The organism is Rhodococcus sp. RS1C4 (genome assembly GCF_002258225.1).
Lineage (GTDB): Bacteria > Actinomycetota > Actinomycetes > Mycobacteriales > Mycobacteriaceae > Rhodococcoides > Rhodococcoides fascians_E.
This window is the reverse complement of the sequence record NZ_NOXZ01000045.1, coordinates 1-26,012: the sequence shown is the minus strand read 5'-3', so window position 1 is coordinate 26,012 and position 26,012 is coordinate 1. Positions and strand designations below refer to the sequence as shown.

General features: G+C 66.0%; 24 protein-coding genes and 1 pseudogene. 23 read left to right on the top strand and 2 right to left on the bottom strand.

What is annotated here, in order from left to right:
- Positions 1–71: 71 nt before the first annotated feature.
- Genes CH289_RS23115 through aroB form a run of 4 tightly spaced genes read left to right on the top strand, consistent with a single transcriptional unit; the run spans position 72 to position 3,343 of the window.
- Positions 72–497 (top strand): prepilin peptidase, encoded by a 426-nt coding sequence (locus tag CH289_RS23115; protein ID WP_256977466.1) that lies wholly within the window; start codon positions 72–74, stop codon positions 495–497.
- A gap of 13 nt (positions 498–510) precedes the next feature.
- Complete coding sequence (gene aroC, locus CH289_RS23110) at positions 511–1,698, top strand: chorismate synthase (protein ID WP_026348018.1); 1,188 nt, start codon at positions 511–513, stop codon at positions 1,696–1,698.
- Positions 1,695–2,225 carry a shikimate kinase gene (locus CH289_RS23105; protein WP_019666396.1) on the top strand — a complete coding sequence of 177 codons (531 nt, stop codon included), beginning with the start codon at positions 1,695–1,697 and terminating at the stop codon, positions 2,223–2,225. Before aroC ends, CH289_RS23105 begins: the two co-directional genes overlap by 4 nt.
- A 5-nt stretch (positions 2,226–2,230) precedes the next feature.
- The gene (aroB, locus tag CH289_RS23100) at positions 2,231–3,343 is read left to right on the top strand and encodes a 3-dehydroquinate synthase (protein WP_094728692.1); all 1,113 of its coding nucleotides are present in this window, start codon (positions 2,231–2,233) and stop codon (positions 3,341–3,343) included.
- Positions 3,344–3,426: 83 nt separating this feature from the next.
- Here the strand turns inward: aroB and CH289_RS23095 are convergent, their stop codons facing one another.
- A complete protein-coding gene (locus CH289_RS23095) occupies positions 3,427–4,047 on the bottom strand; it encodes a B-4DMT family transporter (protein WP_019666394.1) in 621 nt (206 codons plus the stop codon).
- A gap of 73 nt (positions 4,048–4,120) precedes the next feature.
- Here CH289_RS23095 and CH289_RS23090 point away from each other — a divergent pair, with 73 nt between their 5' ends.
- The 17 genes and pseudogenes from CH289_RS23090 (at position 4,121) to CH289_RS23010 (ending at position 22,424) form a co-directional block, all read left to right on the top strand.
- Positions 4,121–5,224 (top strand): M24 family metallopeptidase, encoded by a 1,104-nt coding sequence (locus CH289_RS23090; RefSeq protein WP_026348016.1) that lies wholly within the window; start codon positions 4,121–4,123, stop codon positions 5,222–5,224.
- Between the two features lie 48 nt (positions 5,225–5,272).
- Positions 5,273–5,836: an elongation factor P gene (gene efp, locus CH289_RS23085; RefSeq protein ID WP_019666392.1), complete on the top strand. Its 564-nt coding sequence runs from the start codon at positions 5,273–5,275 to the stop codon at positions 5,834–5,836.
- 43 nt (positions 5,837–5,879) lie between these two features.
- The gene (gene nusB, locus CH289_RS23080; RefSeq protein ID WP_026348015.1) at positions 5,880–6,368 is read left to right on the top strand and encodes a transcription antitermination factor NusB; all 489 of its coding nucleotides are present in this window, start codon (positions 5,880–5,882) and stop codon (positions 6,366–6,368) included.
- 131 nt (positions 6,369–6,499) lie between these two features.
- Positions 6,500–7,081 (top strand): annotated as a pseudogene (pyrR, locus tag CH289_RS23075) (bifunctional pyr operon transcriptional regulator/uracil phosphoribosyltransferase PyrR); the annotation flags it as partial.
- 155 nt (positions 7,082–7,236) lie between these two features.
- Positions 7,237–8,208: an aspartate carbamoyltransferase catalytic subunit gene (locus CH289_RS23070; protein ID WP_019666389.1), complete on the top strand. Its 972-nt coding sequence runs from the start codon at positions 7,237–7,239 to the stop codon at positions 8,206–8,208.
- Positions 8,205–9,542 (top strand): dihydroorotase, encoded by a 1,338-nt coding sequence (locus CH289_RS23065; RefSeq protein ID WP_019666388.1) that lies wholly within the window; start codon positions 8,205–8,207, stop codon positions 9,540–9,542. Before CH289_RS23070 ends, CH289_RS23065 begins: the two co-directional genes overlap by 4 nt.
- Positions 9,542–10,054, top strand: coding sequence for a PH-like domain-containing protein (locus CH289_RS23060; protein WP_019666387.1), 513 nt, complete (start codon positions 9,542–9,544; stop codon positions 10,052–10,054). The genes CH289_RS23065 and CH289_RS23060 overlap by 1 nt, the downstream gene beginning before the upstream one ends.
- Positions 10,051–11,187 (top strand): glutamine-hydrolyzing carbamoyl-phosphate synthase small subunit, encoded by a 1,137-nt coding sequence (gene carA, locus CH289_RS23055; RefSeq protein ID WP_019666386.1) that lies wholly within the window; start codon positions 10,051–10,053, stop codon positions 11,185–11,187. Before CH289_RS23060 ends, carA begins: the two co-directional genes overlap by 4 nt.
- Positions 11,187–14,528, top strand: a complete 3,342-nt coding sequence (gene carB, locus CH289_RS23050) for a carbamoyl-phosphate synthase large subunit (RefSeq protein WP_094728676.1) — start codon at positions 11,187–11,189, stop codon at positions 14,526–14,528. The genes carA and carB overlap by 1 nt, the downstream gene beginning before the upstream one ends.
- The gene (gene pyrF / locus CH289_RS23045) at positions 14,525–15,349 is read left to right on the top strand and encodes an orotidine-5'-phosphate decarboxylase (protein ID WP_179276858.1); all 825 of its coding nucleotides are present in this window, start codon (positions 14,525–14,527) and stop codon (positions 15,347–15,349) included. Before carB ends, pyrF begins: the two co-directional genes overlap by 4 nt.
- A 160-nt stretch (positions 15,350–15,509) precedes the next feature.
- Positions 15,510–15,830, top strand: coding sequence for an integration host factor, actinobacterial type (gene mihF, locus CH289_RS23040; protein WP_019666383.1), 321 nt, complete (start codon positions 15,510–15,512; stop codon positions 15,828–15,830).
- Positions 15,831–15,848: 18 nt separating this feature from the next.
- Complete coding sequence (gene gmk / locus CH289_RS23035; RefSeq protein ID WP_019666382.1) at positions 15,849–16,445, top strand: guanylate kinase; 597 nt, start codon at positions 15,849–15,851, stop codon at positions 16,443–16,445.
- A gap of 64 nt (positions 16,446–16,509) precedes the next feature.
- A complete protein-coding gene (gene rpoZ, locus CH289_RS23030) occupies positions 16,510–16,815 on the top strand; it encodes a DNA-directed RNA polymerase subunit omega (RefSeq protein WP_019666381.1) in 306 nt (101 codons plus the stop codon).
- Between the two features lie 22 nt (positions 16,816–16,837).
- A complete protein-coding gene (coaBC, locus tag CH289_RS23025; RefSeq protein WP_094728674.1) occupies positions 16,838–18,130 on the top strand; it encodes a bifunctional phosphopantothenoylcysteine decarboxylase/phosphopantothenate--cysteine ligase CoaBC in 1,293 nt (430 codons plus the stop codon).
- Between the two features lie 99 nt (positions 18,131–18,229).
- Positions 18,230–19,447 carry a methionine adenosyltransferase gene (gene metK / locus CH289_RS23020; RefSeq protein WP_019666379.1) on the top strand — a complete coding sequence of 406 codons (1,218 nt, stop codon included), beginning with the start codon at positions 18,230–18,232 and terminating at the stop codon, positions 19,445–19,447.
- A complete protein-coding gene (locus CH289_RS23015) occupies positions 19,444–21,480 on the top strand; it encodes a primosomal protein N' (protein WP_179276859.1) in 2,037 nt (678 codons plus the stop codon). The genes metK and CH289_RS23015 overlap by 4 nt, the downstream gene beginning before the upstream one ends.
- Positions 21,481–21,572: 92 nt before the next feature.
- Positions 21,573–22,424 carry a cyclase family protein gene (locus CH289_RS23010; protein WP_094728672.1) on the top strand — a complete coding sequence of 284 codons (852 nt, stop codon included), beginning with the start codon at positions 21,573–21,575 and terminating at the stop codon, positions 22,422–22,424.
- Here CH289_RS23010 and CH289_RS23005 read toward each other — a convergent pair.
- On the bottom strand, positions 22,340–24,127 hold the full coding sequence (locus CH289_RS23005; protein ID WP_020110124.1) for a GGDEF domain-containing protein: 1,788 nt from the start codon (positions 24,125–24,127) through the stop codon (positions 22,340–22,342). The two genes, CH289_RS23010 and CH289_RS23005, sit on opposite strands and share 85 nt — an antisense overlap.
- A 158-nt stretch (positions 24,128–24,285) precedes the next feature.
- Here CH289_RS23005 and CH289_RS23000 point away from each other — a divergent pair, with 158 nt between their 5' ends.
- Together CH289_RS23000 and fmt are read left to right on the top strand one after the other, a co-directional pair.
- Positions 24,286–24,924 (top strand): PadR family transcriptional regulator, encoded by a 639-nt coding sequence (locus tag CH289_RS23000; RefSeq protein ID WP_081631833.1) that lies wholly within the window; start codon positions 24,286–24,288, stop codon positions 24,922–24,924.
- An 87-nt stretch (positions 24,925–25,011) separates the two neighbouring features.
- Positions 25,012–25,935 carry a methionyl-tRNA formyltransferase gene (fmt, locus tag CH289_RS22995; protein WP_027498524.1) on the top strand — a complete coding sequence of 308 codons (924 nt, stop codon included), beginning with the start codon at positions 25,012–25,014 and terminating at the stop codon, positions 25,933–25,935.
- Positions 25,936–26,012: the final 77 nt, after the last annotated feature.

Sequence of the window (26,012 nt, the reverse complement as noted above, 5' to 3'; positions counted from 1 at the left end):
TGTGCACAGGGCAATGTCCGAGCTGGGACGTCGCGTCGGCTCCCTCGGGTGCTCGGTCCAGAGTGATTCCCGTGACGTGGTGCGCTCTGTTCGTCCTGTGGTGCGTGGTGTCCAGCGCGGTCGACCTCGCGACTCGCAGGCTCCCGAACCTCCTCACCGGCGTCGGGGCGGCCGGACTGATCGGTTGGGCTGTCACCGGTGACGAGTACGGTGCGACGTTCGCGGGCGCCGGTGCATTGTTCGGGTGTTATCTGGTGGTGCACCTGGCGGTGCCACGCGCGTTCGGTGCCGGTGACGTCAAGTTGGCGTTCACCGTCGGAGGCGTCGCGGGACAGTTCGGTGTGGACGCGTGGGTCATGGCGGCCGTGACTGCGCCGCTGCTCACCGGGGCGGCCGGGATGGCCTGTGTCCTCGCCGGGCGACGCCACGTCGCAGTGCCCCACGGCCCGGCGATGTGCGCGGCGACCCTGCTGGCGATCACCGTGGCCCCGACGTGAAAAGATGGTCGCTGTGCTGCGCTGGATAACTGCCGGAGAATCCCACGGTCCCGCTCTCGTATCCATTCTCGAAGGAATGGTGGCGGGCGTCGAGGTGAACTCCGAGGACATTGCCACTCAACTCGCTCGTCGCCGTCTTGGGTACGGCCGAGGTGCGCGGATGAAGTTCGAGGCGGACAAGGTCACCATCACCGGCGGTGTGCGGCACGGTCGTACCCTCGGTGGCCCCATCGCCATCGAGGTGGGTAACACCGAGTGGCCGAAGTGGGAGCAGGTCATGTCGGCCGATCCCATCGATCAGAGCGTCCTGTCGGATCTCGCACGCAACACACCGCTGACACGCCCACGGCCGGGCCACGCCGACTACTCGGGCATGCTCAAGTACGGATTCGACGACGCCCGCCCGGTTCTCGAGCGCGCGAGTGCGCGTGAGACCGCGGCTCGTGTCGCGATCGGCACCGTCGCCCGTCGATTCCTGAAGCAGGCATTCGGTGTCGACGTCGTCTCGCACGTCATCTCCATCGGTGCCTCCGACCCTTACGTCGGCCCGCCGCCGCACGGTGACGACCTCGACGCCATCGACGCAAGTCCGGTGCGGGCGTTCGACAAGGCGGCCGAGGAATCGATGATCGCCGAGATCGAAGCAGCCAAGCGAGACGGCGACACCCTCGGCGGAATCGTCGAGGTCGTCGTGCACGGGTTGCCCGTGGGTCTCGGGTCCTTCGTCAGCGGCGAGAGGCGGCTCGACGCACGGCTCGCTGCCGCACTCATGGGGATCCAGGCCATCAAGGGTGTCGAGGTCGGCGACGGCTTCGAGACTGCCCGTCGACGCGGCAGCGCCGCGCACGACGAGATGACACCCGGGCCCGACGGCATTCTCCGTTCCACCAACCGCGCCGGTGGGCTCGAGGGCGGAATGACCAACGGTGAAGCCATCCGCGTCCGCGCGGCCATGAAGCCCATCTCCACGGTGCCTCGTGCTCTCGCGACGGTCGACATGAGTACCGGCGACGAAGCCGTCGCCATTCACCAGCGTTCCGACGTGTGCGCCGTGCCCGCCGCGGGGGTCGTCGCCGAGACCATGGTGGCTCTCGTCGTCGCGCAGGCAGCGTTGGAGAAGTTCGGTGGAGATTCGTTGGCGGAGACGGTCAGCAACGTCGATCACTACGTGAAGGGCACAGCTGCCCGACCTCCGCGATGACTCCGTACGCGGTGCTGGTCGGCCCGCCCGGCGCCGGCAAGTCCACGATCGGTCGACGGGTCGCCGCGGCGCTGGAGCTCGAGCTTCTGGACACCGACGTGGCCATCGAACGGACCACGGGGCGCACGATCGCGGACATTTTCTCGCAAGATGGGGAACCGGCCTTCCGAAGCATCGAGGAGACCGTCGTCGCAGAGGCGTTGGCGACGCACTCCGGCGTCGTCTCCCTCGGAGGTGGTTCGGTGTTGTCCGAACGGACCCGAGCACTTCTGGCGCCGTTGCCCGTCGTGTACCTCGAGATCAGTGTCGCCGAGGGCCTGCGGCGCACTGGCGCGAACACCGCCCGGCCACTGTTGGCCGGGCCCGATCCACGCGCGAAGTACCAACATCTGATGCGAACACGTCGACCTCTCTACCGCGGAGTCGCGTCCATTCGAGTACGTACCGACGGTCGAAGTCCGGCGCGGGTTGTCGGGCAGGTCGTCTCGAAACTGACCCAGTACCACGAGCAGAAAAGTGTGAGGTGACCGATATGACCGAGCCTGTGCGCGTCATGGTCGAAACGGCTGCTCCCTACCCGGTGATCATCGGACGGGGATTGTTGAACGATCTGGTCGACGAACTCGCCGGTGTGGCGACCGTTGCCATCTTCCATCAACCTCCGCTGACCGAGACCGCCGAAGTGGTACGAGAATCGTTGGCGGCGAAGGGAATCGATGCTCACCGCATCGAGATCCCCGATGCCGAGGACGGCAAGGAACTTGCCGTGGCCGGCTTCTGCTGGGAGGTTCTCGGACGAATCGGACTGACGAGATCCGACGCTGTGGTGAGCCTCGGCGGCGGTGCCGCCACAGATCTGGCGGGTTTCGTCGCTGCGACGTGGATGCGCGGCGTGAAGATCGTCCACGTCCCGACGACGCTGCTTGCGATGGTCGACGCTGCCGTCGGCGGCAAGACGGGCATCAACACCGAGGCCGGCAAGAACCTCGTCGGGTCGTTCCACGAGCCGTCGGCGGTCCTGGTCGACCTGGCCACACTGGAAACGGTCCCGCGCAACGAGATAGTCGCGGGTCTCGCCGAGGTCATCAAGACGGGCTTCATCGCCGACCCGGTGATCCTCGACCTGATCGAGGCCGACCCGGAGGCTGCGCTCGACCCGTCGGGCACCGTGCTGCCCGAGCTGATTCGGCGTTCCGTCGAGGTCAAGGCACGCGTGGTGGCCGCGGACCTCAAGGAGTCCAACCTGCGCGAGATCCTGAACTACGGGCACACCCTCGGCCACGCGATCGAGCGACGTGAACGATACCGCTGGCGCCACGGCGCAGCAGTCGCGGTGGGCCTGGTGTTCGCAGCCGAACTGGGCCGGCTCGCGGGCCGCCTGGACGACGCGACCGCAGACCGTCATCGCAGTGTGCTCGAAGCAGTGGGACTTCCCGTGGGCTACGACGGCGACGCCTTCGGCGACCTGCTCAAGGGAATGCAGTCCGACAAGAAGAACCGTGCGGGGCTGCTGCGCTTCGTTGTGCTCGACGGGCTGGCCAAGCCGGGTCGTCTCGAAGGACCGGACCCGTCCCTGCTGGTGGCGGCCTACTCGGCCATCGCGAAGGACAACTCGGGTTCGTCGTCCACCGGCATCCTGCTCTGACCGACCTGCTCTGACCCGTCCGCTCTGACCAGTGAGGGCATGTGTGCACGTGCACACATGCCCTCACCGGTCAGCTCAGGGGACTACCTGTCTTTCTCGACCGCCGGGAAGACCTCGGTGTCGGAGTTGTCTCCCGACCATTGCGATTGCTCTCGGCCCGCCTGATCGCGACCGGACTGATGCCGTCCGGACTGCTGAGGAGCACCTGCGGTGCTGTCCACCGGATGGCGGTCGTGCCGTTCCTTGGCGTGCTCCTCGTCCGCGGCCGCAAGTTTCTTGTTGGCTTCTCGCCCCGCCAGAAGCCGACCCAGGAAGACCGCGATGGTGGCAGGAATGAAGATGACCAACACCGTGAACGCGGCCCCGGAGGTCAGTTCGAAGAAGAGGGTGTTCTGACCGACGCTGAAGTCGACGATGAGCTGGACCAGCCAGGTCACCAGACCGGCAGCCAGGCCGCCCAATGCCGCAGCCTTGAGCCAGACCATGGTCAAGTCCTCGCCGTAGTCCGGATCTGGATTCTTCCGCCGGTCCCGAATGCCGTCCAGCCCCGCCCAGACGACGACGGCGATCAACACCACCGCGATGCCCAGCCACCGGAGTTGCGATCCGTGCAGAGGCCACTGAGTCACAGTGACGCCGAGAAGAATTCGCACCCCCACGTTGATCAAGCACATGCCGATTCCGCGTACCACCCACCCTGTCATGGGGGACAGCCTAGCCCTACGCGCCGGTAGGTGTGTCCGACCCCACAGAACTGTCCGGCGGTAGTTTGTAGGAATGCCTGTAGATCACAGCGGCAGACGCGCCGCGCTCCGGCGAAGCATGGAAGCGAACGATCTCGAATCCCTGCTCGTCACCGACCTTCTCAACATTCGCTACCTCACCGGATTCACCGGGTCCAACGCCGCGTTGATCGTGTCGATTCACGATTCGCCGGGCCGCGAGGACAACACGGTCGTCTGCACGGACGGGCGTTACGTGACCCAGGTCGCCGATCAGGTGCCGGACCTGCGAGCCGTGATCGACCGCGCGTCGGCGTCGTACCTCCTGGGCGGCGAACTCGCGCCCAGGAACGCATCGATCGGCTTCGAATCCCACGTCGTCACGGTCGACCAGCACCGGGCGTGGACGAGCCTCGACTCCGCCCTGAATCTCGTTCGTAGTCCCGGTCTGGTGGAGGACCTGCGGATGGTCAAGGACGAGCACGAGGTAGCCCTGCTGCGCGATGCATGCCGGGCAGCGGACGACGCGTTCGCGGTGCTGGTGGAGCGTGGATCCGTCGCTGCTGGACGTACGGAACTCGAGGTCGCCCGAGAACTGGAATCGCTGATGATCGAGCACGGAGCCGACGGAATCTCGTTCGAGACCATCGTGGCAGCCGGGCCCAACTCGGCCGTTCCGCATCACCGCCCGACGTCCGCGGTCCTGGCGACCGGTGACTTCGTGAAGTTCGATTTCGGAGCGCTGGTCGGGGGCTATCACTCGGACATGACGCGCACACTCGTCATCGGCGCTCCGCAGGACTGGCAGAAGGATCTGTACGCGTTGGTGTTGCAGTCGCAGACGGCAGGCAGGGACGCCCTTGCGCCCGGTGTGAGCACGGCGTCCGTCGACGCAGCGTCGCGCTCGGTGATCGAGGAGGCCGGTTACGGCGAGTTCTTCCTCCACGGGCTCGGCCACGGCGTCGGACTGGAAATCCACGAAGCGCCGGGAATTGCCCGCACCAGCACCGGTACACTGCTGAGCGGTGCAGCTGTGACCGTCGAGCCGGGAGTGTATTTCTCGGGACGCGGTGGCGTCCGGATCGAAGACACACTCATCGTCCGTGACGGCGGTCCCGAGCTGCTGACCATGACCAGCAAGGAACTTACTCTCGTGTGACGCACGGCAGTTCCTGAACACGAGAAACACGAGGAGACGTAAGAGCCAGTGGCTTCCACAAGCGATTTCAAGAACGGTCTTGTCCTCAGCATCGAGAACCAGCTGTGGTCGATCATCGAGTTCCAGCACGTCAAGCCGGGCAAGGGCCCCGCGTTCGTGCGCACCAAGCTCAAGAACGTCCTGTCGGGCAAGGTCGTCGACAAGACCTTCAATGCGGGCGTCAAGGTGGACACCGCAACCGTCGACCGCCGCGACATGACGTACCTGTACCACGACGGTTCGGACTTCGTGTTCATGGACGGCGACACGTTCGACCAGATCTCCATCAGCGAGGCCACCGTCGGCGAGAGCTCACGATTCCTCCTGGAGAACATGAAGGTCCAGGTCGCGACGCACGAGGGTGCACCGCTGTACGTCGAGCTGCCCGTCACGGTCGAGCTCGAGGTCAAGCACACCGATCCCGGCCTCCAGGGAGATCGCTCCACCGGCGGCACCAAGCCCGCCACCCTCGAGACCGGCGCCGAGGTGTCGGTTCCGCTGTTCGTCAACACGGGCGACAAGCTGAAGATCGATTCGCGTGACGGCAACTACCTCGGGCGTGTGAATTCCTGACGTGTCGTCGAAGAAGAACCATTCGGCCGGCAAAGGTGAGCCGGTGAAGAAGCTCGGTGCACGCCACAAGGCCCGCAAGCGGGCCGTGGACTTCCTGTTCGAAGCCGAGGCTCGGGACACCGATCCTGTGAACCTGGCGAAGGAACGCATCGAGCTCGCTCGCGGCGACGATTCGATCGCGCCGGTCAGCGAGTACACCGAAACTCTCGTCGGCGGGGTAGCGGAGAACCTGGACCGGCTGGACAGTGTGATTTCCGATCACCTGACCGACTGGACCCTGAACAGGCTTCCCGCGGTGGATCGGGCGATCCTTCGTGTCGCGGTGTGGGAACTGTTCCACGCCACCGACGTGCCTCCCGTCGTCGCTGTCGACGAAGCGGTCGAACTGGCCAAGCAGCTGTCCACCGACGATTCACCGTCGTTCGTCAACGGTGTTCTCGGCCAGATCGTTCTCGTCGCCCCACAGGTCCGCGCAGCTGCTGCTGCGGTGTCCTCCCGGGACGACGCGAACAGCAGCACCGACAGCGAGTAATACCGCTCACGCGACGCTCCCCGAATTACGCCGTCGGGGAGCGTCGTTGCTAGGCTGTTACACCGTCAGACATCCTTTAACGATCCGTCCAGAGAGGCGGAGAAGGAGGTCGTAGTTTGCCTGCGTCCGTTGTGCCCCCCGATCCCTCGACGCCTGATCCCCCGTCACCCGGCTCGTCGCGTGAGCTTCTCTCCGCCGCCGACGTTGGTCGGACCGTGTCTCGAATGGCACACCAGATCATCGAGAAGACGGCACTCGACTCCGCGGATGCGCCCCGCGTGGTCCTCCTCGGTATCCCGACTCGCGGGACCACGTTGGCCGAGCGACTCGCCGAGCGGATCGAAACGTTCACCGGCGTCCGCCCGCCCGTCGGTTCGCTGGACATCACCCTCTACCGCGACGATCTTCGCGGAAAGCCGCATCGCCCCCTCGAACGCACGTCCGTCCCCTCGGGCGGCGTCGACGACGCCCTCGTGGTCCTCGTCGACGATGTCCTCTTCTCCGGCCGCACGGTCCGCTCGGCCCTGGATGCACTGCGCGACCTCGGTCGACCGCGTGCCGTTCAACTGGCGGTCCTCGTCGACCGCGGTCACCGCGAACTACCCCTCCGGGCGGATTACGTCGGCAAGAACGTACCGACCGCGCGTACCGAGGACGTGTCGGTGCAGTTGGTCGAGCACGACGGCCACGATCGCGTCAGCATTTCGGACGGGAGCGGAGCCCGCAGGAGTGACCCGGAAGTGGACGGGAGCGGAGCCCGCAGGAGTGACCCGGAAGTGGACGGGAGCGGAGCCCGCAGGAGTGACCCGGATCAAGACGGGAGCGGAGCCCGCAGGAGTGACCCAGAGGAAGACGGGAAGGACGCTCGGTGAAGCATTTGTTGTCGGTTGCGGATCTGAGCCGTGAGAGCGCGACCGAACTGCTCGACGACGCGGACCGGTTCGAGCAGGCGTTGCTGGGCCGGGAGGTAAAGAAGCTTCCGACGTTGCGGGGACGCACGGTGATGACGGTGTTCTTCGAGAACTCGACCCGGACGAGGGTGTCGTTCGAGGTGGCGGGCAAGTGGATGAGTGCCGATGTCATCAATGTCAGTGCCAGCAGCTCGTCGGTGTCCAAGGGTGAGTCTCTTCGTGACACGGCGATGACGTTGCGGGCGGCGGGCGCGGATGCGTTGATCGTTCGTCACCCTGCGTCGGGTGCTGCGCACCAGATCGCGAAGTGGACGGCTGGGCTGGGAACCGGTGGGTCCTTCGACGCTTCCGCATCCGGCGGCCCGTCGGTCATCAATGCAGGCGACGGTACTCACGAACACCCGACGCAGGCGCTTCTGGATGCGTTGACGTTGCGGCAGCGGCTCGGCGACATCGAAGGCAAGCGCATCGGAATCGTCGGGGACATTCTGCACAGTCGTGTGGCGCGGTCGAATGCGATTCTGCTGTCGACGCTGGGGGCCGAGGTCGTGCTCATCGCGCCGCCCACGTTGCTTCCGGTCGGAGCGTCGACGTGGCCGGTTCGGGTGTCTCACAGCATCGACGCCGAGTTGCCCGCGCTCGATGCGGTGCTGATGTTGCGGGTGCAGGCGGAGCGTATGAACGGTGGGTTCTTCCCCTCGCCGAAGGAGTACTCGATCACCTACGGGTTGTCGCAGAAGCGGCTCGATCTTCTGCCCGAGCACGCTGTCGTTCTGCATCCCGGTCCGATGCTGCGCGGAATGGAAATTGCGTCGTCGGTGGCGGATTCACCGCGGACTGCTGTATTGCAACAGGTTACGAACGGAGTTCATGTGCGCATGGCGGTGCTGTTCCGATTGCTCGTCGGCTCGGACGGAGGTGCGCTGTGAGCGTTCTGCTCCGCAACGTCCTCGTCTACGGGGAACAACCGGCCACCGACGTTCTCGTGTCCGACGGCCAGATCGCCGCGATCGGAACCGATCTCGACGCCGGCGATGCCGAGGTCGTCGAGGGGAGCGGGCAGATTCTGCTTCCCGGATTCGTGGATCTGCACACACATCTGCGTGAGCCGGGTCGTGAGGACACCGAGACCATCGACAGTGGATCTGCTGCCGCGGCACTGGGCGGATACACCGCAGTGTTCGCGATGGCCAACACCGCGCCTGTCGCCGATTCCGTCGTCATCACCGACCACGTGTGGCGTCGCGGGCAGGAAGTCGGCTTGGTCGACGTGCATCCCGTCGGAGCGGTGACCGTCGGGCTCGGTGGTACTCAGCTCGCCGAGATGGCGACCATGGCCGGTGGTGTCGGCAAGGTGAAGATGTTCTCCGACGACGGCAAGTGCGTCGACGACCCGTTGATCATGCGCCGGGCACTCGAGTACTCGAGCTCTCTGGGTGTTCTCGTCGCGCAGCATGCCGAAGAGCCTCGGTTGACCGTCGGAGCCGTGGCGCACGAGGGCCCGACTGCGGCTCGGCTCGGGTTGACCGGGTGGCCACGCGCCGCTGAGGAGTCCATCGTCGCCCGGGACGCGTTGTTGGCGCGCGATGCGGGTGCGAAGGTGCACATCTGCCATGCGTCCACTGCCGGAACGGTCGAGATCCTGAAGTGGGCGCGGGGGCAGGGGATTTCGATCTCCGCCGAGGTGACGCCTCACCACCTTCTGCTCGACGATTCGCGGCTCGAGACGTACGACGCGATCAACAAGGTCAACCCACCGCTCCGGGAAGCATCGGATGTCGACGCTCTCCGGCGAGGACTGGCCGACGGCACGGTCGACTGCGTCGCGACCGACCATGCACCGCATGCGGAGCAGGAGAAGTGCTGCGAATTCTCCCAGGCACGTCCAGGAATGCTGGGCCTCGAGACCGCGCTTGCGATCGTTGCGCAGACGATGGTGGACACCGACCTGCTGGACTGGCGCGGTGTTGCCAGGGTGATGAGCGAGCGTCCGGCCGAGATCGTCGGCCTCCCGGATCAAGGACGACCCGTGGAAGTGGGGGAGGTCGCCAACCTCGTCCTCGTCGATCCCGCTTCGCCGTGGACGGTGCGAGGCAAGGGCTTGGCCAGCCTGTCGCACAACACACCGTTCGAGGAGATGACCTTCTCCGCCAAGGTCACCACCACGCTGCTGCGCGGTCGAATCACCGCTCGCGACGGTGTGGTTCGACGCCCCGACCGTCTCGGACTCGGAAGTGTCGATGACCGGAAGGTGAGCGAGTAATGGACAGAGTTCTTATCGTCATCGCGTTCATCGTGTTCTGGATCGCGATGATCGGCCTCATCTTCTGGGGTTGGCGAGGCAGGCAGAAGCGTCAAGCCGACTCGATCGGCTCGTTCCCACCGGTCCCGGACGACCTCGGCGCGACACTGATCGAACCCTCCACCGGGCTGTACGTGGGCAGCACCATCGCCCCCAGCTGGCAGGACCGCATCGCCGTCGGCGACATCGGCCACCGCGCGACCGGTGAGCTGTCCCGACACGAGCGAGGAATCCTGCTCGAGCGTTCCGGGGAGTCCACAATCTGGATTCCGCAGGAGTCCATCTCGGTGATCCGAACCGAACGCGGGCTCGCGGGCAAGGTCATGAGCAAGGACGGACTGCTCGTCATCCGCTGGACGCTTCCCACCGGCACCGAGATCGACACAGGCTTCCGCGCCGACGACAAACTCGTCTACCCCATCTGGGTGGACACCGATACCGATCGACACGATTCGAAGGAGACAACGGCGTGAGCAGCGCAGTTCTTGTTCTGGAGGACGGCCGGACCTTCCGCGGCACCACCTTCGGTGCACAGGGCCGGACGCTCGGAGAGGCCGTGTTCTGCACCGGCATGACCGGCTACCAGGAGACACTGACCGATCCCAGCTACCACCGCCAGATCGTCGTCGCCACGGCGCCGCAGATCGGCAACACAGGCTGGAACCAGGAGGACGGCGAAGCGGCCAGCGCTCAGGATCCCAACAAGATCTGGGTTGCCGGCTACGTCGTTCGAGACCCGGCTCGGCGCACGTCGAGTTGGCGCGCGACCGGTTCGTTGCAGGATCAGCTCGAAGCACAGAGCGTCGTGGGCATCGCGGGGATCGACACCAGAGCACTGGTGCGTCACCTGCGTACACGCGGATCCATGCGTGCGGGCGTCTTTTCCGGGGACGCTCTGGGCACCCAGGACGAGATGCTGCAGCAGGTCCTGGATCAGCCCTCCATGCTCGGCGCCGACCTGGCGGGTGAAGTCACCACGAAGTCCGGTTACGTCATCGAGCCGACGGGCGGCGACGCCCGCTACACCGTCGTCGCAGTGGACCTGGGAATCAAGACCAACACCCCACGGATGTTCGCCGAGCGCGGTATCCGCGTGCACGTCGTCCCGTCGGCCACGTCGATCGAGCAGATTCTGGAACTGAAACCGGACGGGGTGTTCCTGTCCAACGGACCGGGCGACCCGGCAACGGCCGACGCCAACGTTGCGCTCACTCGCGAGGTGCTGGAGAGGAAGCTGCCGCTCTTCGGCATCTGTTTCGGTAACCAGATCCTCGGACGCGCGCTCGGGCGTAGCACGTACAAGATGAAGTTCGGCCACCGCGGCATGAACATCCCGGTCGTCGAACACACCACCGGACGTATCGCCATCACCGCCCAGAACCACGGGTTCGCTCTCGAAGGCGAAGCGGGCGAGGAATTCGACACCGACTTCGGTCGGGCTCGTATCAGCCACACCTGCGCCAACGACGGGACGGTCGAGGGCGTGGAGCTGCTGAGCGGCACCGCGTTCTCGGTCCAGTACCACCCGGAGGCAGCGGCAGGCCCGCACGACGCCGCCTACCTGTTCGATCGGTTCACATCCACCCTCGAGGGAGCTGACAAGTAATGCCACGCCGCTCAGATCTGGGACACGTCCTGGTCATCGGATCGGGACCGATCGTCATCGGACAGGCCTGTGAGTTCGACTACTCCGGAACCCAGGCTTGTCGGGTGCTCCGCGAGGAAGGACTGCGCGTCAGCCTCGTCAACTCCAATCCGGCCACCATCATGACCGACCCCGAGTTCGCCGACGCCACCTACGTCGAGCCGATCACGGCCGACTTCATCGAGAAGATCTTCGCTCGCGAAGCTCTGCAGGGGAACCCGATCGACGCCGTGCTGGCGACGCTCGGCGGCCAGACGGCGCTCAACGCCGCGGTGGCACTGCACGAGCAGGGAATCCTCGAGAAGTACGACGTCGAGCTCATCGGTGCCGATTTCGACGCCATTCAGCGCGGTGAGGATCGGCAGAAGTTCAAGGACATCGTCGCCAAGGTCGGGGGAGAGTCGGCTCGTTCGGCTGTCTGCTACACGATGGACGAGGTTCGGGCGACGGTCGCCGATCTCGGATTCCCCGTCGTCGTCCGCCCGTCCTTCACGATGGGTGGCCTCGGCTCGGGTATGGCCTACAACGACGAGGACCTTGCACGCATCGCCGGCGGCGGACTCGCCGCGTCGCCGACGGCCAACGTGCTCATCGAGGAATCCATCCTCGGATGGAAGGAATACGAGCTCGAACTGATGCGCGACGGCCGCGACAACGTGGTCATCGTCTGCTCCATCGAGAACGTCGACCCGGTCGGTGTGCACACCGGGGACTCGGTCACGGTTGCTCCCGCCATGACGCTGACCGACCGCGAGTACCAGAAGATGCGTGACCTCTCGATCGACATCCTTCGTGAGGTCGGCGTGGACACCGGCGGCTGCAACATCCAGTTCGCCATGGACCCGACCGACGGACGGCTCGTCGTCATCGAGATGAACCCCCGCGTGTCGCGGTCGTCGGCTCTTGCATCGAAGGCGACGGGATACCCGATCGCGAAGATGGCAGCCAAGCTCGCCATCGGCTACACGCTCGACGAGATCGTCAACGACATCACCAAGGAAACACCCGCCTGCTTCGAGCCGACGCTCGACTACGTCGTGGTCAAGGCACCTCGGTTCGCGTTCGAGAAGTTCCCCGGCGCCGACGGCACCCTGACGACGACGATGAAGTCCGTCGGCGAGGCCATGTCGATCGGGCGCAACTTCACCGAAGCCTTCGGCAAGGTCATGCGTTCGCTCGAGACCAAGCGCGCGGGCTACTGGACCGGCCCCGAGGTCGAAGCCGTGAGCCTCGAGGCTTTGCTGGAGGACATCTCGGTCCCGAAGGACGGCCGGATGTACGGCATCGAGAAGGCCTTCGCGCTCGGTGCGACTCTCGAGCAGTTGTTCGACGCCACGAAGATCGACCCGTGGTTCCTCGATCAGTTCCAGCAGATCCACGAGCTGGGCAACGAACTGCGTGCCGCCGAGAAGTTCGACGAGACGCTGTTGCGACAGGCCAAGTACCACGGGCTGTCGGACCGCCAGATCGCTGCGCTGCGTCCAGAACTCGTGGACGAGGACGGTGTTCGCGCGCTGCGCGACCAGCTCGGCGTCCATCCCGTCTACAAGACGGTCGACACCTGTGCGGCGGAGTTCGAGGCGAAGACCCCGTACCACTACGGAACCTACGAACTCGACCCCGAGGCGGAGTCCGAGGTAGCCGAGCAGCGTGAACGTGACAAGGTGCTCATTCTCGGCTCGGGCCCGAACCGAATCGGACAGGGCATCGAGTTCGACTACTCGTGTGTCCATGCGGCACAGACGTTGTCGGAAGCCGGGTACGAGACCGTCATGGTCAACTGCAACCCCGAGACCGTCTCCACCGATTACGACACCGCCGATCGGCTCTACTTCGAACCGTTGACGTTCGAGGACGTACTCGAGGTCTACCGAGCCGAGGCTGCGTCGGGAACCGTGCGCGGCGTCATCGTGCAACTCGGCGGTCAGACGCCGCTGGGCCTCGCCAAGCGACTGAAGGCCGCCGGTGTGCCCATCGTCGGTACCAGTCCCGAGGCCATCGATCTCGCCGAGGACCGCGGTGAGTTCGGACGCGTCCTCACCGAAGCAGGGTTGCCTGCACCGAAGTTCGGCACCGCGACCACGTTCGACGGTGCCCGCGACATCGCCGGCGGCATCGGATACCCCGTGCTGGTGCGTCCGTCGTACGTCCTCGGCGGACGCGGCATGGAGATCGTGTACGACGAGGCATCCCTCGCCGACTACATCTCGCGCGCCACCGAGATCTCGCACGATCGCCCGGTTCTCGTCGACCGCTTCCTCGAGGATGCCGTCGAAATCGATGTCGACGCATTGTGCGATGGCAGCGAGGTCTACCTCGGCGGCGTCATGGAACACATCGAGGAAGCCGGAATCCACTCCGGTGACTCCGCGTGTGCGCTGCCGCCGATCACGTTGGGCCGAGCGGACATCGAGAACGTGCGCCGCTCGACGGAGTTGCTCGCCAAGGGCATCGGCGTCAAGGGTTTGCTCAACGTTCAGTACGCCCTCAAGGACGACATCCTGTACGTCCTGGAGGCGAACCCCCGCGCGAGCCGCACGGTGCCGTTCGTGTCCAAGGCGACGGCAGTGCAGTTGGCGAAGGCGTGCGCCCGCGTCATGCTCGGTGAGTCGATCGCGGACCTGCGCGCCAGCGGCATGCTTCCCGCGGAAGGCGACGGGGGAACGACGCCGCTCGACGCACCGATCGCGGTCAAGGAAGCCGTGCTTCCGTTCAACCGCTTCCGTCGTGCCGACGGAACGGGCGTGGACACGCTCCTGAGTCCCGAGATGAAGTCCACCGGTGAGGTCATGGGCATCGACGCGGACTTCGGTACCGCGTTCGCCAAGAGCCAGACGGCGGCGTACGGCTCACTCCCGGCCTCGGGCGCCGTGTTCGTTTCCGTGGCCAACAAGGACAAGCGTTCGTTGATCTTCCCGGTCAAACGGCTCACGGACCTGGGCTTCACGATTCTCGCGACCGAAGGCACTGCAGAGGTGCTGCGACGCAACGGGATTGCGTGCGAACAGGTCTACAAGCAATCGGGCGAGGACGTCCCTGCGGGCGAATCGACCATCGTCGATCGCATTCTCGCCGGCGACGTAGCCATGGTGATCAACACCCCGTACGGCAATTCGGGCCCTCGCGTGGACGGTTACGAGATCCGAAGCGCGGCCGTTGCGCAGAACATTCCGTGCATCACCACTGTGCAGGGCGCGTCCGCCGCGGTGCTGGGGATCGAGGCAGGTATCGCGGGCGGTATCGGCGTGCGTTCGCTGCAGGATCTGCACGCGGCGCTCGCAGGCGGTGCCGGGCCGTCATGAGCCACCACGGGTGGCTCGGACGGCTCCGCCGTGCGATCGAGCACCGCGGACGACTGTGCGTGGGGATAGATCCTCACCCTGCACTGCTCGAGCAGTGGGGACTGTCGGTGGACGCCGAGGGGCTCGAGGTGTTCGCGGAGAAGTGCGTGGAGGCGTTCGTCGGCGAGGTCGCTGTCGTGAAACCTCAGGTCGCATTCTTCGAGGCCTACGGGAGTGCGGGATACGCGGTTCTGGAGCGCACCATCTCGGTACTGCGGGATGCCGGGACTCTCGTGATCGCCGACGCGAAACGGGGCGACATCGGCACGACGATGAGCGCGTACGCGCAGACGTGGCTCGGGGAGGGGACCGACCTGTCGTCGGACGCGGTGACCGTCTCGCCGTACCTGGGTTTCGAGTCCCTGCGGGACACGATCTCGCTGGCTCGACGAGGTGGCAGGGGAGTGTTCGTCCTGGCGCGCACCTCGAACCCCGAAGGCGCAGCCCTGCAGAACGCCGCGGCGGGTTCCTCGACGGTCGCGCAGTCGATCGTCGACGGTGCAGCGGCAGCGAACGGCGACGGCTCGGCGACGGTCGGCCTCGTCGTCGGCGCCACCCGTGATCACGGACTGGATCTGTCGTCCTTCGACGGCCCGATTCTCGCGCCCGGGCTCGGCGCGCAGGGTGCGACAGTGGCCGATCTGGCGCAGATCTTCGACGCCTCGACAGCGCTGCTGCTTCCCAGCTCCTCGCGTGGTGTTCTCGCTGCCGGGCCGTCGGTCGCTGCTCTCCGAAGCGCTGCGGCGACGCTCCGCGACGAAGTCGAGGCGGGTCTTTCATAGCCGATAGGACCGACCTCGTCGGCCACGGGGTGAGTTAGCGGCGCGGCCCGCACGTCGGTACCGTCGCTGTCGTTGCTGGTTACCGCTGGTCTGTCAGCAGCGACGTGCACCGGGAGACCACAGGTGCACGGTTCATCGACGAACGAGTTACGGAGGAATCGTGGCGCTTCCCCAATTGACGCCGGAGCAGCGTGCCGCCGCGCTAGAGAAGGCGGCTGCAGCCCGAAAAGTACGTGCCGAGCTCAAGGAGCGGCTCAAGCGAGGCGGGACCGATCTGAAGCAGGTTCTCGCGGATGCGGAGACCGACGAGATCCTCGGCAAGATGAAGGTCTCGGCCCTGCTGGAGGCGTTGCCGAAGGTGGGTAAGGTCAAGGCTCAAGAATTGATGACCGAGTTGGAGATCGCACCGTCGAGGCGCATCCGGGGCCTCGGTGATCGTCAGCGTAAGGCTTTGTTGACCAAATTCGATTTCGAAGCGTGATCTACGGAGGTACGGCACGTGTCCGACAGTGACGCGTCACCGCACGGGAGGGGCCGGCTGATCGTTCTGGCCGGTCCCTCCGGTGTCGGCAAATCCAGCGTCGTTCGCGTGTTGCGACGTGAACTTCCGGAACTGTGGTTCAGCGTGTCGGTGACGACGCGGGATCCGCGGCCCGGCGAGATCGACGGCGAGGACTACCACTTCGTCACAGCGGCCGAGTTCGACCGGATGATCGAGGCAGGCGAGTTGCTCGAGTGGGCGAGTGTGCACAGTGGTCTGCATCGTTCCGGTACGCCTGCCGCGCCGGTTGAGGCGGCGTTGGAGGACGGCAAGCCCGTTCTGCTCGAGCTCGATCTGGCTGGGGCACGCGCGGTACGTGTGTCGAAGCCGGAGGCAACTCTGGTGTTCATGGCCCCGCCCACGTGGGACGATCTGGTCCAGCGCCTGACCTCGCGTGCGACGGAGGATCCGGCGGTCACCGCACGTAGACTCGAGACGGCGAAGGTCGAATTGGCTGCGCAGGAGGAGTTCGACACGGTGGTTGTCAATACCGATGTCGACCATTCTTGTGCTCAGTTGGTATCCTTGTTGGTCGGTAGGTCGTCGGTCGGTTGACCCCGGCCTGCAATCGACGAAAGCGCTCCGCAGCACACACGATGTACAACTCAGGAGATTCATAGTGAGCAGTAGTTCTCTGGCCGGTTCCGACTTCGACGCGCGTAGCGCACTTCCGGCTTACGACACGCCGCTCGGAATCACCAACCCTCCCATCGACGAGCTCCTCGCTCGCACGTCGTCCAAGTACGCACTGGTCATCTACGCGGCCAAGCGTGCACGCCAGATCAACGACTACTACAACCAGCTCGGTGACGGAATCCTCGAGTACGTGGGCCCGCTCGTCGAGCCGGGTCTGCAGGAGAAGCCGCTGTCGATCGCGCTCCGCGAGATCCACGAAGATCTGCTCGAGCACACCGAAGGCGAATGACAATCGAATAGGACCGGGTCCGTTGCGCGTAGTCGTCGGGGTAGGCGGGGGAATCGCCGCCTACAAGAGCTGTTCCATCATTCGTAGCTTCACCGAGGCAGGTCATCACGTTCGTGTGGTGCCCACGGAATCGGCGTTGGAATTCGTCGGTCGCGCAACGTTCGAGGCTCTGTCCGGCAGCCCGGTTCACACCGGCGTTTTCGCCGACGTGCCCGAGGTGCCGCACGTCAGGCTCGGCAAGGAAGCCGATCTTGTCGTCGTCGCGCCCGCAACGGCGGATCTGATGGCTCGACTCGCCGGCGGCCGTGCAGACGATCTCCTGACTGCAACTCTGCTCACCGCTCGGTGTCCCGTGCTGCTCGCTCCAGCGATGCACACCGAGATGTGGGAGCACCCGGCAACCGTCGCCAACGTCGACACGCTGCGCAGTCGGGGCGTCACCGTCCTCGAACCCGCATCCGGTCGGCTGACCGGACGCGACACGGGGGCAGGCAGACTCCCCGACCCAGACGAAATCTACGGTCTCGCGCTTCTGCTCGCCGAGCGCGCGGACGCGCTTCCTCGTGACTTGACCGGTCGCACGCTCGTCGTCACGGCGGGCGGTACGCGCGAACCTCTCGATCCTGTTCGGTTCCTCGGGAACAGGAGTTCCGGCAAGCAGGGGTACGCGCTCGCGCGAGTCGCCGCTCAGCGTGGGGCGGATGTGACCTTGATCTCGGGCTACACCGCAAATCTGGCGGACCCCGCCGCTGTCGATGTCGTCGAAGTCAAGACGGCGCAGCAGATGCAGGCCGCGGTTCGCAAGTTCGCTCCCGACGCGGACGCGATCGTCATGGCTGCCGCCGTAGCGGACTTCCGTCCGGCCAGCGTGGCCGGCAGCAAGATCAAGAAGGGCGCGAACGAGCCCGATTCGATACCTCTGGTCAAGAACGACGACATACTCGCCGGCCTCGTCGACGCCCGTCGAGCAGGCGAAATCCCCGCCTCCACCGTCATCGTCGGGTTCGCGGCGGAGACCGGTGACGAGAACGGCGACGTTCTGACCTACGCGAGGGCCAAGTTGGCCCGCAAGGGATGCGACCTACTGGTGGTCAACGCCGTGGGCGAAGGCAAGGCGTTCGAGGTCGACCACAACGACGGATGGTTGCTCGGCGCCGACGGATCCGAATCCGCACTGGGTGAGGGATCCAAGTCCTTGCTCGCAGGCCGCGTCCTCGACGCGGTCGGCACGATACTGTCCGCAGGTTCGACACAGCGCACGGAATCGACACAGCGCACGGAATCGACACATCGCACGGGTTCGAATCAGCCGTGATTGCAAGGGTGCACAGGCATCCTGTGCACGACTAGTGTCGAATATTTGTAGATACAGCTTGGCTGAAGTGAACGCTTTTGACACGTCGAGAGGAAACACGTGAGCAAGTCCGGTAGTCGGCTCTTCACCAGTGAGTCGGTAACAGAGGGCCACCCCGACAAGATCTGTGACGCGATCAGCGACTCGATCCTCGACGCGCTGCTGACGGAGGATCCTCGTGCACGCGTGGCCGTCGAGACGCTCGTCACGACGGGCCAGGTTCACGTTGCCGGTGAGGTCAACACGACGGCGTGGGCGGACATCCCCAAGATCGTGCGCGACAAGGTGCTCGAGATCGGGTACGACTCGTCGGCGAAGGGCTTCGACGGCAACTCCTGCGGAGTCAACGTGGCGATCGGCGCACAGTCGCCCGAGATCGCGCAGGGCGTCGATCACTCGCACGAGGCGCGTGTCGAGGGGTTGTCCGACGACGAGATCGACCGTCAGGGCGCAGGCGACCAGGGATTGATGTTCGGGTACGCCAACACCGACACTCCTGAGCTCATGCCACTGCCGATTGCTCTGGCGCACAGGCTTTCTCGACGACTCACCGAGGTGCGGAAGAGCGGCGTCCTGCCGTACCTGCGTCCCGACGGCAAGACTCAGGTCACCATCGAGTACGACGGTGACAACGCAGTCCGTCTCGACACGGTGGTCGTGTCCACGCAGCACGCCGCGGACATCGATCTCGACAACCTGCTGACGCCGGACATTCGCGAGAAGGTGCTCGGATCGGTCCTGGCGGAACTGAACGTCCCGTCCCTCGACACCTCCGACGTCCGGCTGCTGGTCAACCCCACCGGCAAGTTCGTTCTCGGCGGGCCCATGGGTGACGCAGGCCTGACCGGACGCAAGATCATCGTCGACACCTACGGCGGCATGGCCCGGCACGGCGGTGGCGCGTTCTCGGGCAAGGATCCGTCCAAGGTGGACCGCAGCGCCGCGTACGCGATGCGCTGGGTAGCCAAGAACGCGGTGGCGGCAGGTCTTGCGGACCGCATCGAGGTACAGGTCGCCTACGCCATCGGCAAGGCTGCACCCGTCGGTCTGTTCGTGGAGACCTTCGGAACCGAGAAGACCGATCCTGCTCGCATCCAGGCCGCGATCTCGGAGGTGTTCGACCTACGTCCGGGCGCCATCATCCGCGATCTGGATCTGCTTCGACCGATCTACGCGCAGACCGCCGCGTACGGCCACTTCGGCCGAACCGACATCGACCTGCCGTGGGAGTCGACGGACCGCGCAGACAAGCTCCGCGCGGCCGCGGGACTCGCCTGAGCAGCGCACCGAAAGCGGCAGCACCCGAGCTACCCGTAGCTCGGGTGTTGCCGCTTCTCCCGCTCCCGCATCTCGACCGCGAATTCGACTACCTCGTTCCGGCGGAGCTCTCGGAGGATGCGAATCCCGGTGTGCGAGTGCGTATTCGCTTTGCCGGCCGGCTGGTCGACGGCTACATCGTGGAGCGTGTCGCCACGAGCGACCACACCGGCAAACTCGGCTTTCTCGATCGCGTCGTCTCACCCGAACGTGTCCTCACCTCGGAGATCGCGACGCTGGTCGACGCTGTTGCGCACCGCTACGCAGGAACGCGCGCCGACGTGTTGAGGCTCGCCGTCCCGCCGCGTCACGCCAAGGTCGAATCGGAGCCGCTGCCGGATGTCTCCGCCGTCTCCACCGCTGCCGACCACCCAGTTGTCGACGCCTCTGTGTGGGACAGGTACACACACGGCGCTGCGTTCGTCGATGCTCTCAGGGCGGGCCGTGGACCCCGAGCGGTCTGGCAGGCGCTGCCGGGTGAGGACTGGGCACGGCGGATCGCGGAGATAGCGGCCGTGACGGCAACGTCGGGTCGCAGCGCCGTCGTAGTGGTGCCGGACCAGCGGGATCTGGACCGAGTGGCGTCGGCGTGCCAGGCCGTCCTCGGCGACGACCAGGTGGTGGCACTGTCGGCCGGGCTCGGCCCGGCGAAACGCTATCGACGCTGGCTCGCTGCGCTACGGCGCGACGTGTCCGTAGTGGTCGGGACCAGGAGTGCCGTGTTCGCCCCGGTGCAGAACCTCGGACTGATGGTGCTGTGGGACGACGGCGACGACGGGTACGCCGAACCACGTTCGCCCTATCCCCATGCGCGCGAGGTGGCGCTCCTCCGAGCGCACGGCACCGGGTGCGGCGTCGTCCTCGCCGGGCATGCGCGCACCGCCGAGGCCGAAGCCCTCGTCGACTCGGGCTGGGCTCACGACCTGTTGGCGTCGCGTGAGACGGTGCGGGCCGCGCAACCGCACATCGTCGCGCTGGCGGACAGTGATCATGCGCTGGCACGTGACCCGGGGGCGCGTGCTGCGAGACTGCCGGCCATCGCGTTCGACGCCGCGAGGACCGCTCTGAAGAACGACACGGCGGTGCTGGTTCAGGTTCCGCGCGGCGGGTACGTACCGTCGCTCGCATGCGCGAAGTGCCGCAACCCCGCTCGATGTCGACGGTGCAACGGACCGCTCGCGTTGCCGTCTGCGCCGGGTGCCGACGGAGCAGGTAGCCCGACGTGCCGGTGGTGCGGAGCTGCGGACACCAACCACAAGTGCGCTGTGTGCGGATCGAGGGCCCTGCGTGCGGTCGTGATCGGCGCGCACCGCACCGCCGAGGAGTTGGGCCGCGCCTTCCCGGGTGTTCCGGTGCGCACGTCCGGTGGAAGCGCTGTCCTGGACTCGGTGGATGCCGGTGCGTCGCTGGTGATCTCGACGGTGGGTGCGGAACCGACGATCAGCGGCGGGTACGGGGCGGCGCTGCTGCTCGACGGATGGGCACTGCTCGGGCGTGCGGACCTCCGAGCGGCCGAGGAAACCCTCAGACGATGGATGACGGCGTCGGCGCTGGTACGCCCCGGTGCCGACGGCGGCAGGGTGGTCGTGGTCGCGGAATCCGAGCTGCCCACCGTTCAGGCGTTGGTGCGGTGGGATCCGGTCGGCCACGCCCGAAGCGAGTTGGACGAGCGCGTCGACGTTCGCTTTCCTCCCGCCGTCCACGTCGCGGCGGTCGACGGAACGACAGCCGCGATCACGGCGCTCGTCGAATCCGCGGAACTTCCGGCCCAGACCGAAGTCCTCGGGCCCGTGGAACTGCCCGACGGGCAGCGTCTGCCCGCGGGCGGGGGAGAGGACCGACTTCCCGGCGACGTACAGCGAATACTGCTCCGCGTGCCTCGTCGTGCAGGCGGAGCGCTGGCGCGTGCTCTCGCCGACGCGCAAGCCGCGAGCAGCGCCCGGAAGAACACGGAAGCGGTTCGCGTACAGATCGATCCGATCCGCATCGGTTGACGCTCCCATCAGCACCCCTCAGCGCCTAGAGTCCATACCGACAGTCGAGTCGGACTGGACATCGAGTCGTACATCGGAGCGGGGTCGGGGAAATGAAACGTAGACAGTTGATCAGACGTGTCGCGACGGGCTTGGCCGTCGTCGCAGGTGCGAAACTCGCCGGGCCTGCGGTCGCCCAGGCGGCACCGGGGTCGGGGTCGTCGAATCTGCCGGGGTTCGGAATACCGCTGGACCGTCTGCTGAAGATCGTGTCGCTCTCGCACGTGAACGACCCGGCGACGACGCCGATCTTCCCCGGCGATCCGGAGTTCGTGCTCGAGACGGCTGCGACGGTGGCCGAGGACGGCTATTACCTCCAGAACGTTCGTGAGGGTGAGCACACCGGATCGCATTGGGGTGCACCCGCTCATTTCCAGGACGGTGGCCTGACGGCAGATCAGCTCGTTCCGGAGGATCTGTTTCTCCCGGCGGTGAAGATCGACATTCGGGAGAAGGCGGCGGCGAACGCCGACTACGCGGTGACGATCGCCGATCTTCAGGAGTGGGAGGCGTTTAACGGACGAATTCCGTCCGGTGCCGCCGTCGTTCTGTGGACCGGGTGGGAGTCGCGTTGGGGGACAGACGCGTACGTGAACGCCGACGCCGACGGTGTCACTCACCAGCCGGGATTCTCCGTCGATGCAGTGCAGTGGCTCATCGACACGGGTCGTCTCGCGGAACGAGGTGCGTTGGGAACCGACACCTTCGGGCCCGACCTCGGCAACGACGACACCTATCCGGTGTCGGTGAAGCTGTACGACAGGCATCGCATCAGCCTCGAGAATCTGCGCAACCTGGAACAGCTGCCCACCACCGGCGCCTACGTTCTGGTCGGTGGTCCGATCAATCGGGCTGGATCCGGTTCGCCGGCAACGATATTCGGACTGGTTCCACGGCTGCCCTGAGCGTCCGCAGCGGAGCGCCCGTGACCGAACCAGTCGAACGGCGCGCCCTGCACCGACAGGTTGTAGACCATACGGAGGGTTCCGTCGGAGTCGTACGCGAACACTCCGGCCTTGCCGTTCTTCTTGGCCTCGTACATCGCTCGATCGGCGTTGCGTAGCAGGGCGTCAGCGGTGACGGAGTGCTCGAACACGTCGAGTTCCACGACGCCGACGCTGGCACCGATGGAGACGACGTGGCCCTCGATGTCCTGTGGTTCTCGCAGCGAGTCCACTATCGATCGGGCCGTGGTGCAGCCGGCATCGATGGATGCCGGGATGAGCACGGTGAACTCGTCGCCGCCGAATCGGGCGACGACTCCGCCGTGTTCTCCAGCGTTCACCGAATCCACGAGTCGACCCGACAGAGTCTTCAGCGATCGATCGCCTGCTCCGTGACCGAGCCTGTCGTTGATTGCTTTGAAGTCGTCCAGGTCGACGAGCAGAAGTACTCCGACATCGCCGTTGTCGTTGTGACGTTCGATGGCGGCGGCGAGGTGTTCGTCGAAGGCGGAGCGATTGAGCAGACCGGTCAATCCGTCGTGGTGCGCGCGATAGGTCAGCTCGTTCTGAGTCGAGTACAGCGTGCGCAGGAGCGCGTCGTTCTGTACGAGCGTCATGACCTGCCGCACCACCGCGAGCACGATCACGCCGAGAAACAGACCGAAGACGACAGGGTCCACGGTCCCGTTCGTGAACCGCTGCAGCGCCACGGCCACTCCGGTCAGAGCCATCAGCGCGTACGGCACCAGGAGCTGGGTCCGGTCGTGCCCGGATCCGGGCAGCGACTCGGTGGGCTCGAGTGGCCGGGTGGGCCCGGGTGATCGGATGGGCGCGGGTGATCGGATGGGCGCCGGTGTTGGGGCGAACTCGGGGTCCGTGCTCGTCGCGACGACCGACGGCGCCGAGGCCGCCAGCGCGATCAGGACCGGTCCGGCGATGAAACCGGCGTCGGCGATCAACGGCATCTCGTTTGCACCCGATGCGACCAGGTACGCGTACAGGCTGTCGGAGACGGCCAGCGATGTCAGACCCCCACCCAGCAGGGTGAGCTGAGCCCGGTAACGCCGCAGGACGCGGGGTATCACGGCGAGCAATCCGACCATGGCCAGGAGGACGAGGTCGGTGATGGGGTACATGAGAGCGATGAGGAACTGCAGCGAATCGGATCGGTCCGAGCGGGCGACCTGACCGAGCACCGTCGCCCACGAGATCACGAACAACGAGCCGACGACGACGAGACCGTCCAGAACCGACGTGAGCCACTGGTAAGTGCTGCCCGACTCCGTGCGATGGGGCGCGCGTCGCATCACGGACAGGAGTGCGGGCACCGCGAAGATGGGGAAGAGGAAGAAACCGATGTCCGCGTAGGACGGCGATGGCAAGGGCACATCCAGCACCGATCGGTAGAGGGCCCAGATCACCATCCCGCCGGTCCAGCACGCCATGCCGGCGGCCATCAGCAGGCGCCACCGACGCTGTGCGCCGGATCGGCGTCCACCGGTGCGCCAGCACACGACGGTGGCAGCGATCCCTCCGGCGAGTTGGCCTGCGTCGTCGAGGGCGACCGACGCGGCGTCGGGGAGAAGTCCGGAACTCGCGAGCGCCACGACGAGGGCGACCGCACCGAGGGAAGCGATCACGCGCTTCCTCAGTGAGTTCGCCATGGTGCCCCCTCGTATCGACACGAACCTCGGTGCGAACAGGCTAGCCGCTCGTGGCAGCTGTCGGCCGCCGTCCAATGAACTGCTCGACCGTCACTCTTGCCGAAAACGTATTGTCGATATATCGTCAATACGTCCAAACGATACAGAAGGAGACGGACATGGAAAATTTCTACGAACATGAGCACGTCCACGGACACGCACGGCGCGGGGGACCGCATCACCGGGGCGGTCCCCATCATCGGGGCGGTTTCAGTCCCGGCGGTTTCGGTCCCGGCGGTTTCGGGCCTGCGGGCAACCTCGGCCGCGGCCGCGGCCGCGGAGGACGAGGTCGTCGCGGTGACGTTCGAGCTGCAGTCCTGCTGATCCTGGCCGAGTCGCCGATGCACGGGTACGAGCTGATCCAGCAGATCGTCGCGAAGAGCGAGGGCGCGTGGAAGCCGAGCCCGGGGTCCATCTATCCCGCGCTCTCACAGCTCGAGGACGAGGGTCTCGTCCTGATCGAGAAGGTCGACGGTCGCAAGACGGCTCGCCTGACCGAGACCGGCCGGACGTTCGTCGACGAACACCGGGAGGAGCTGGGTTCTCCGTGGGACGACGTACGCGGAACGGTCGGAGGTGATGCGATGGACCTGCGGGGTCTGATCGGATTGCTGATGGGTGCCGCAGGTCAGGTCGCTGCGGTCGGGACGCCGGGTCAGGTCGCGGCCGCAAGCGAGGTTCTCGTCGATGCGCGCAGACGCCTGTACCGAATTCTGGCCGAGGAGGAGACACCGCACGCCGGTGAGTCCGACGCATGATCGACGGGCGTGCTCGTGCCCGGTGGGTGGTCCCTAGAATGGGTGGTTCGTGAGAAATCCGTTCTACCTATTCGTGGGAGCCCTCTGGTGCGCGTTGTGTTCGCAGGTACGCCCGACCCGGCAGTTCCGTCGCTGGCGCGACTGATCTCGTCGGATCGGCACGACGTGGTCGCGGTGATCACGCGTCCGGATGCGGCCGCAGGTCGTGGACGCAAGATCGGACGCTCGCCCGTCGGACTGCTGGCAGACGAACACGGGATCCCGGTGTTGACGCCGCAGCGCCCGTCGGAGCCGGAGTTCCTCGACGCTCTCACCGCGCTCGAACCCGACGTGTGCCCGGTCGTCGCATACGGAGCACTGCTGCCGCGGCCGGTGCTGAACGTACCGAAGTTCGGATGGATCAATCTGCACTTCTCGCTGCTCCCCGCGTGGCGGGGCGCGGCCCCGGTTCAAGCAGCGATCTCCGCGGGCGACGACGTGACGGGCGCATCGACGTTCCTCCTCGAGGAAGGCATGGACACCGGCCCGGTCCTGGGCGTCGTCACCGAAACCATCGGGTCGACCGACTCGGCGGGCAACCTGCTGGGCCGCCTCGCGCTCAGTGGTGCGGTACTGCTCGAAGCGACTCTCGACGCGATCGAGGCCGGTGAGGCCTCCGCAGTTCCGCAACCGGTAGACGGCGTGTCCTACGCACCGAAGATCACCGTCGACTCGGCGCGCATCGACTGGACCTCCTCGGCGGCGTCGATCGACCGGCACGTCCGCGCGGTGACCCCGTCGCCCGGTGCGTGGACGACGATCGGAGACGTGCGGCTGAAAGTAGCCCCGGTCGCAGTGTCGGACGTGGACCTCGAAGCCGGGCACGTCCTGGTCCGCAAGGACGGGGTGTTCGTCGGGACTGCAACGACCGCAGTAGCTCTGGGCGACGTCCAACCCCAGGGCAAGAAACTCATGAAAGCACTCGACTGGGCGCGCGGTGCCCGGCTGACGGAAACGGCGGTTGCCCTGTGAGCTCCGAGAAGAACCAGGGCCGAGCAGGCCGACGCGGCAACGTGAACAACGGGCCGACGCGCACCTCGGGACCGCAC

Bases quoted from the DNA above. Each gene is read 5' to 3' on its own strand.
- CH289_RS23060 (WP_019666387.1), top strand. From the start codon at position 9,542: ATGGACAGAGTTCTTATCGTCATCGCGTTCATCGTGTTCTGGATCGCG.
- CH289_RS23000 (WP_081631833.1), top strand. From the start codon at position 24,286: ATGGAAAATTTCTACGAACATGAGCACGTCCACGGACACGCACGGCGC.
- CH289_RS23090 (WP_026348016.1), top strand. From the start codon at position 4,121: ATGCCTGTAGATCACAGCGGCAGACGCGCCGCGCTCCGGCGAAGCATG.
- CH289_RS23005 (WP_020110124.1), bottom strand. From the start codon at position 24,127: ATGGCGAACTCACTGAGGAAGCGCGTGATCGCTTCCCTCGGTGCGGTC.
- aroB (WP_094728692.1), top strand. From the start codon at position 2,231: ATGACCGAGCCTGTGCGCGTCATGGTCGAAACGGCTGCTCCCTACCCG.
- carB (WP_094728676.1), top strand. From the start codon at position 11,187: ATGCCACGCCGCTCAGATCTGGGACACGTCCTGGTCATCGGATCGGGA.
- CH289_RS23095 (WP_019666394.1), bottom strand. From the start codon at position 4,047: ATGACAGGGTGGGTGGTACGCGGAATCGGCATGTGCTTGATCAACGTG.
- pyrF (WP_179276858.1), top strand. From the start codon at position 14,525: ATGAGCCACCACGGGTGGCTCGGACGGCTCCGCCGTGCGATCGAGCAC.
- CH289_RS23010 (WP_094728672.1), top strand. From the start codon at position 21,573: ATGAAACGTAGACAGTTGATCAGACGTGTCGCGACGGGCTTGGCCGTC.
- CH289_RS23105 (WP_019666396.1), top strand. From the start codon at position 1,695: ATGACTCCGTACGCGGTGCTGGTCGGCCCGCCCGGCGCCGGCAAGTCC.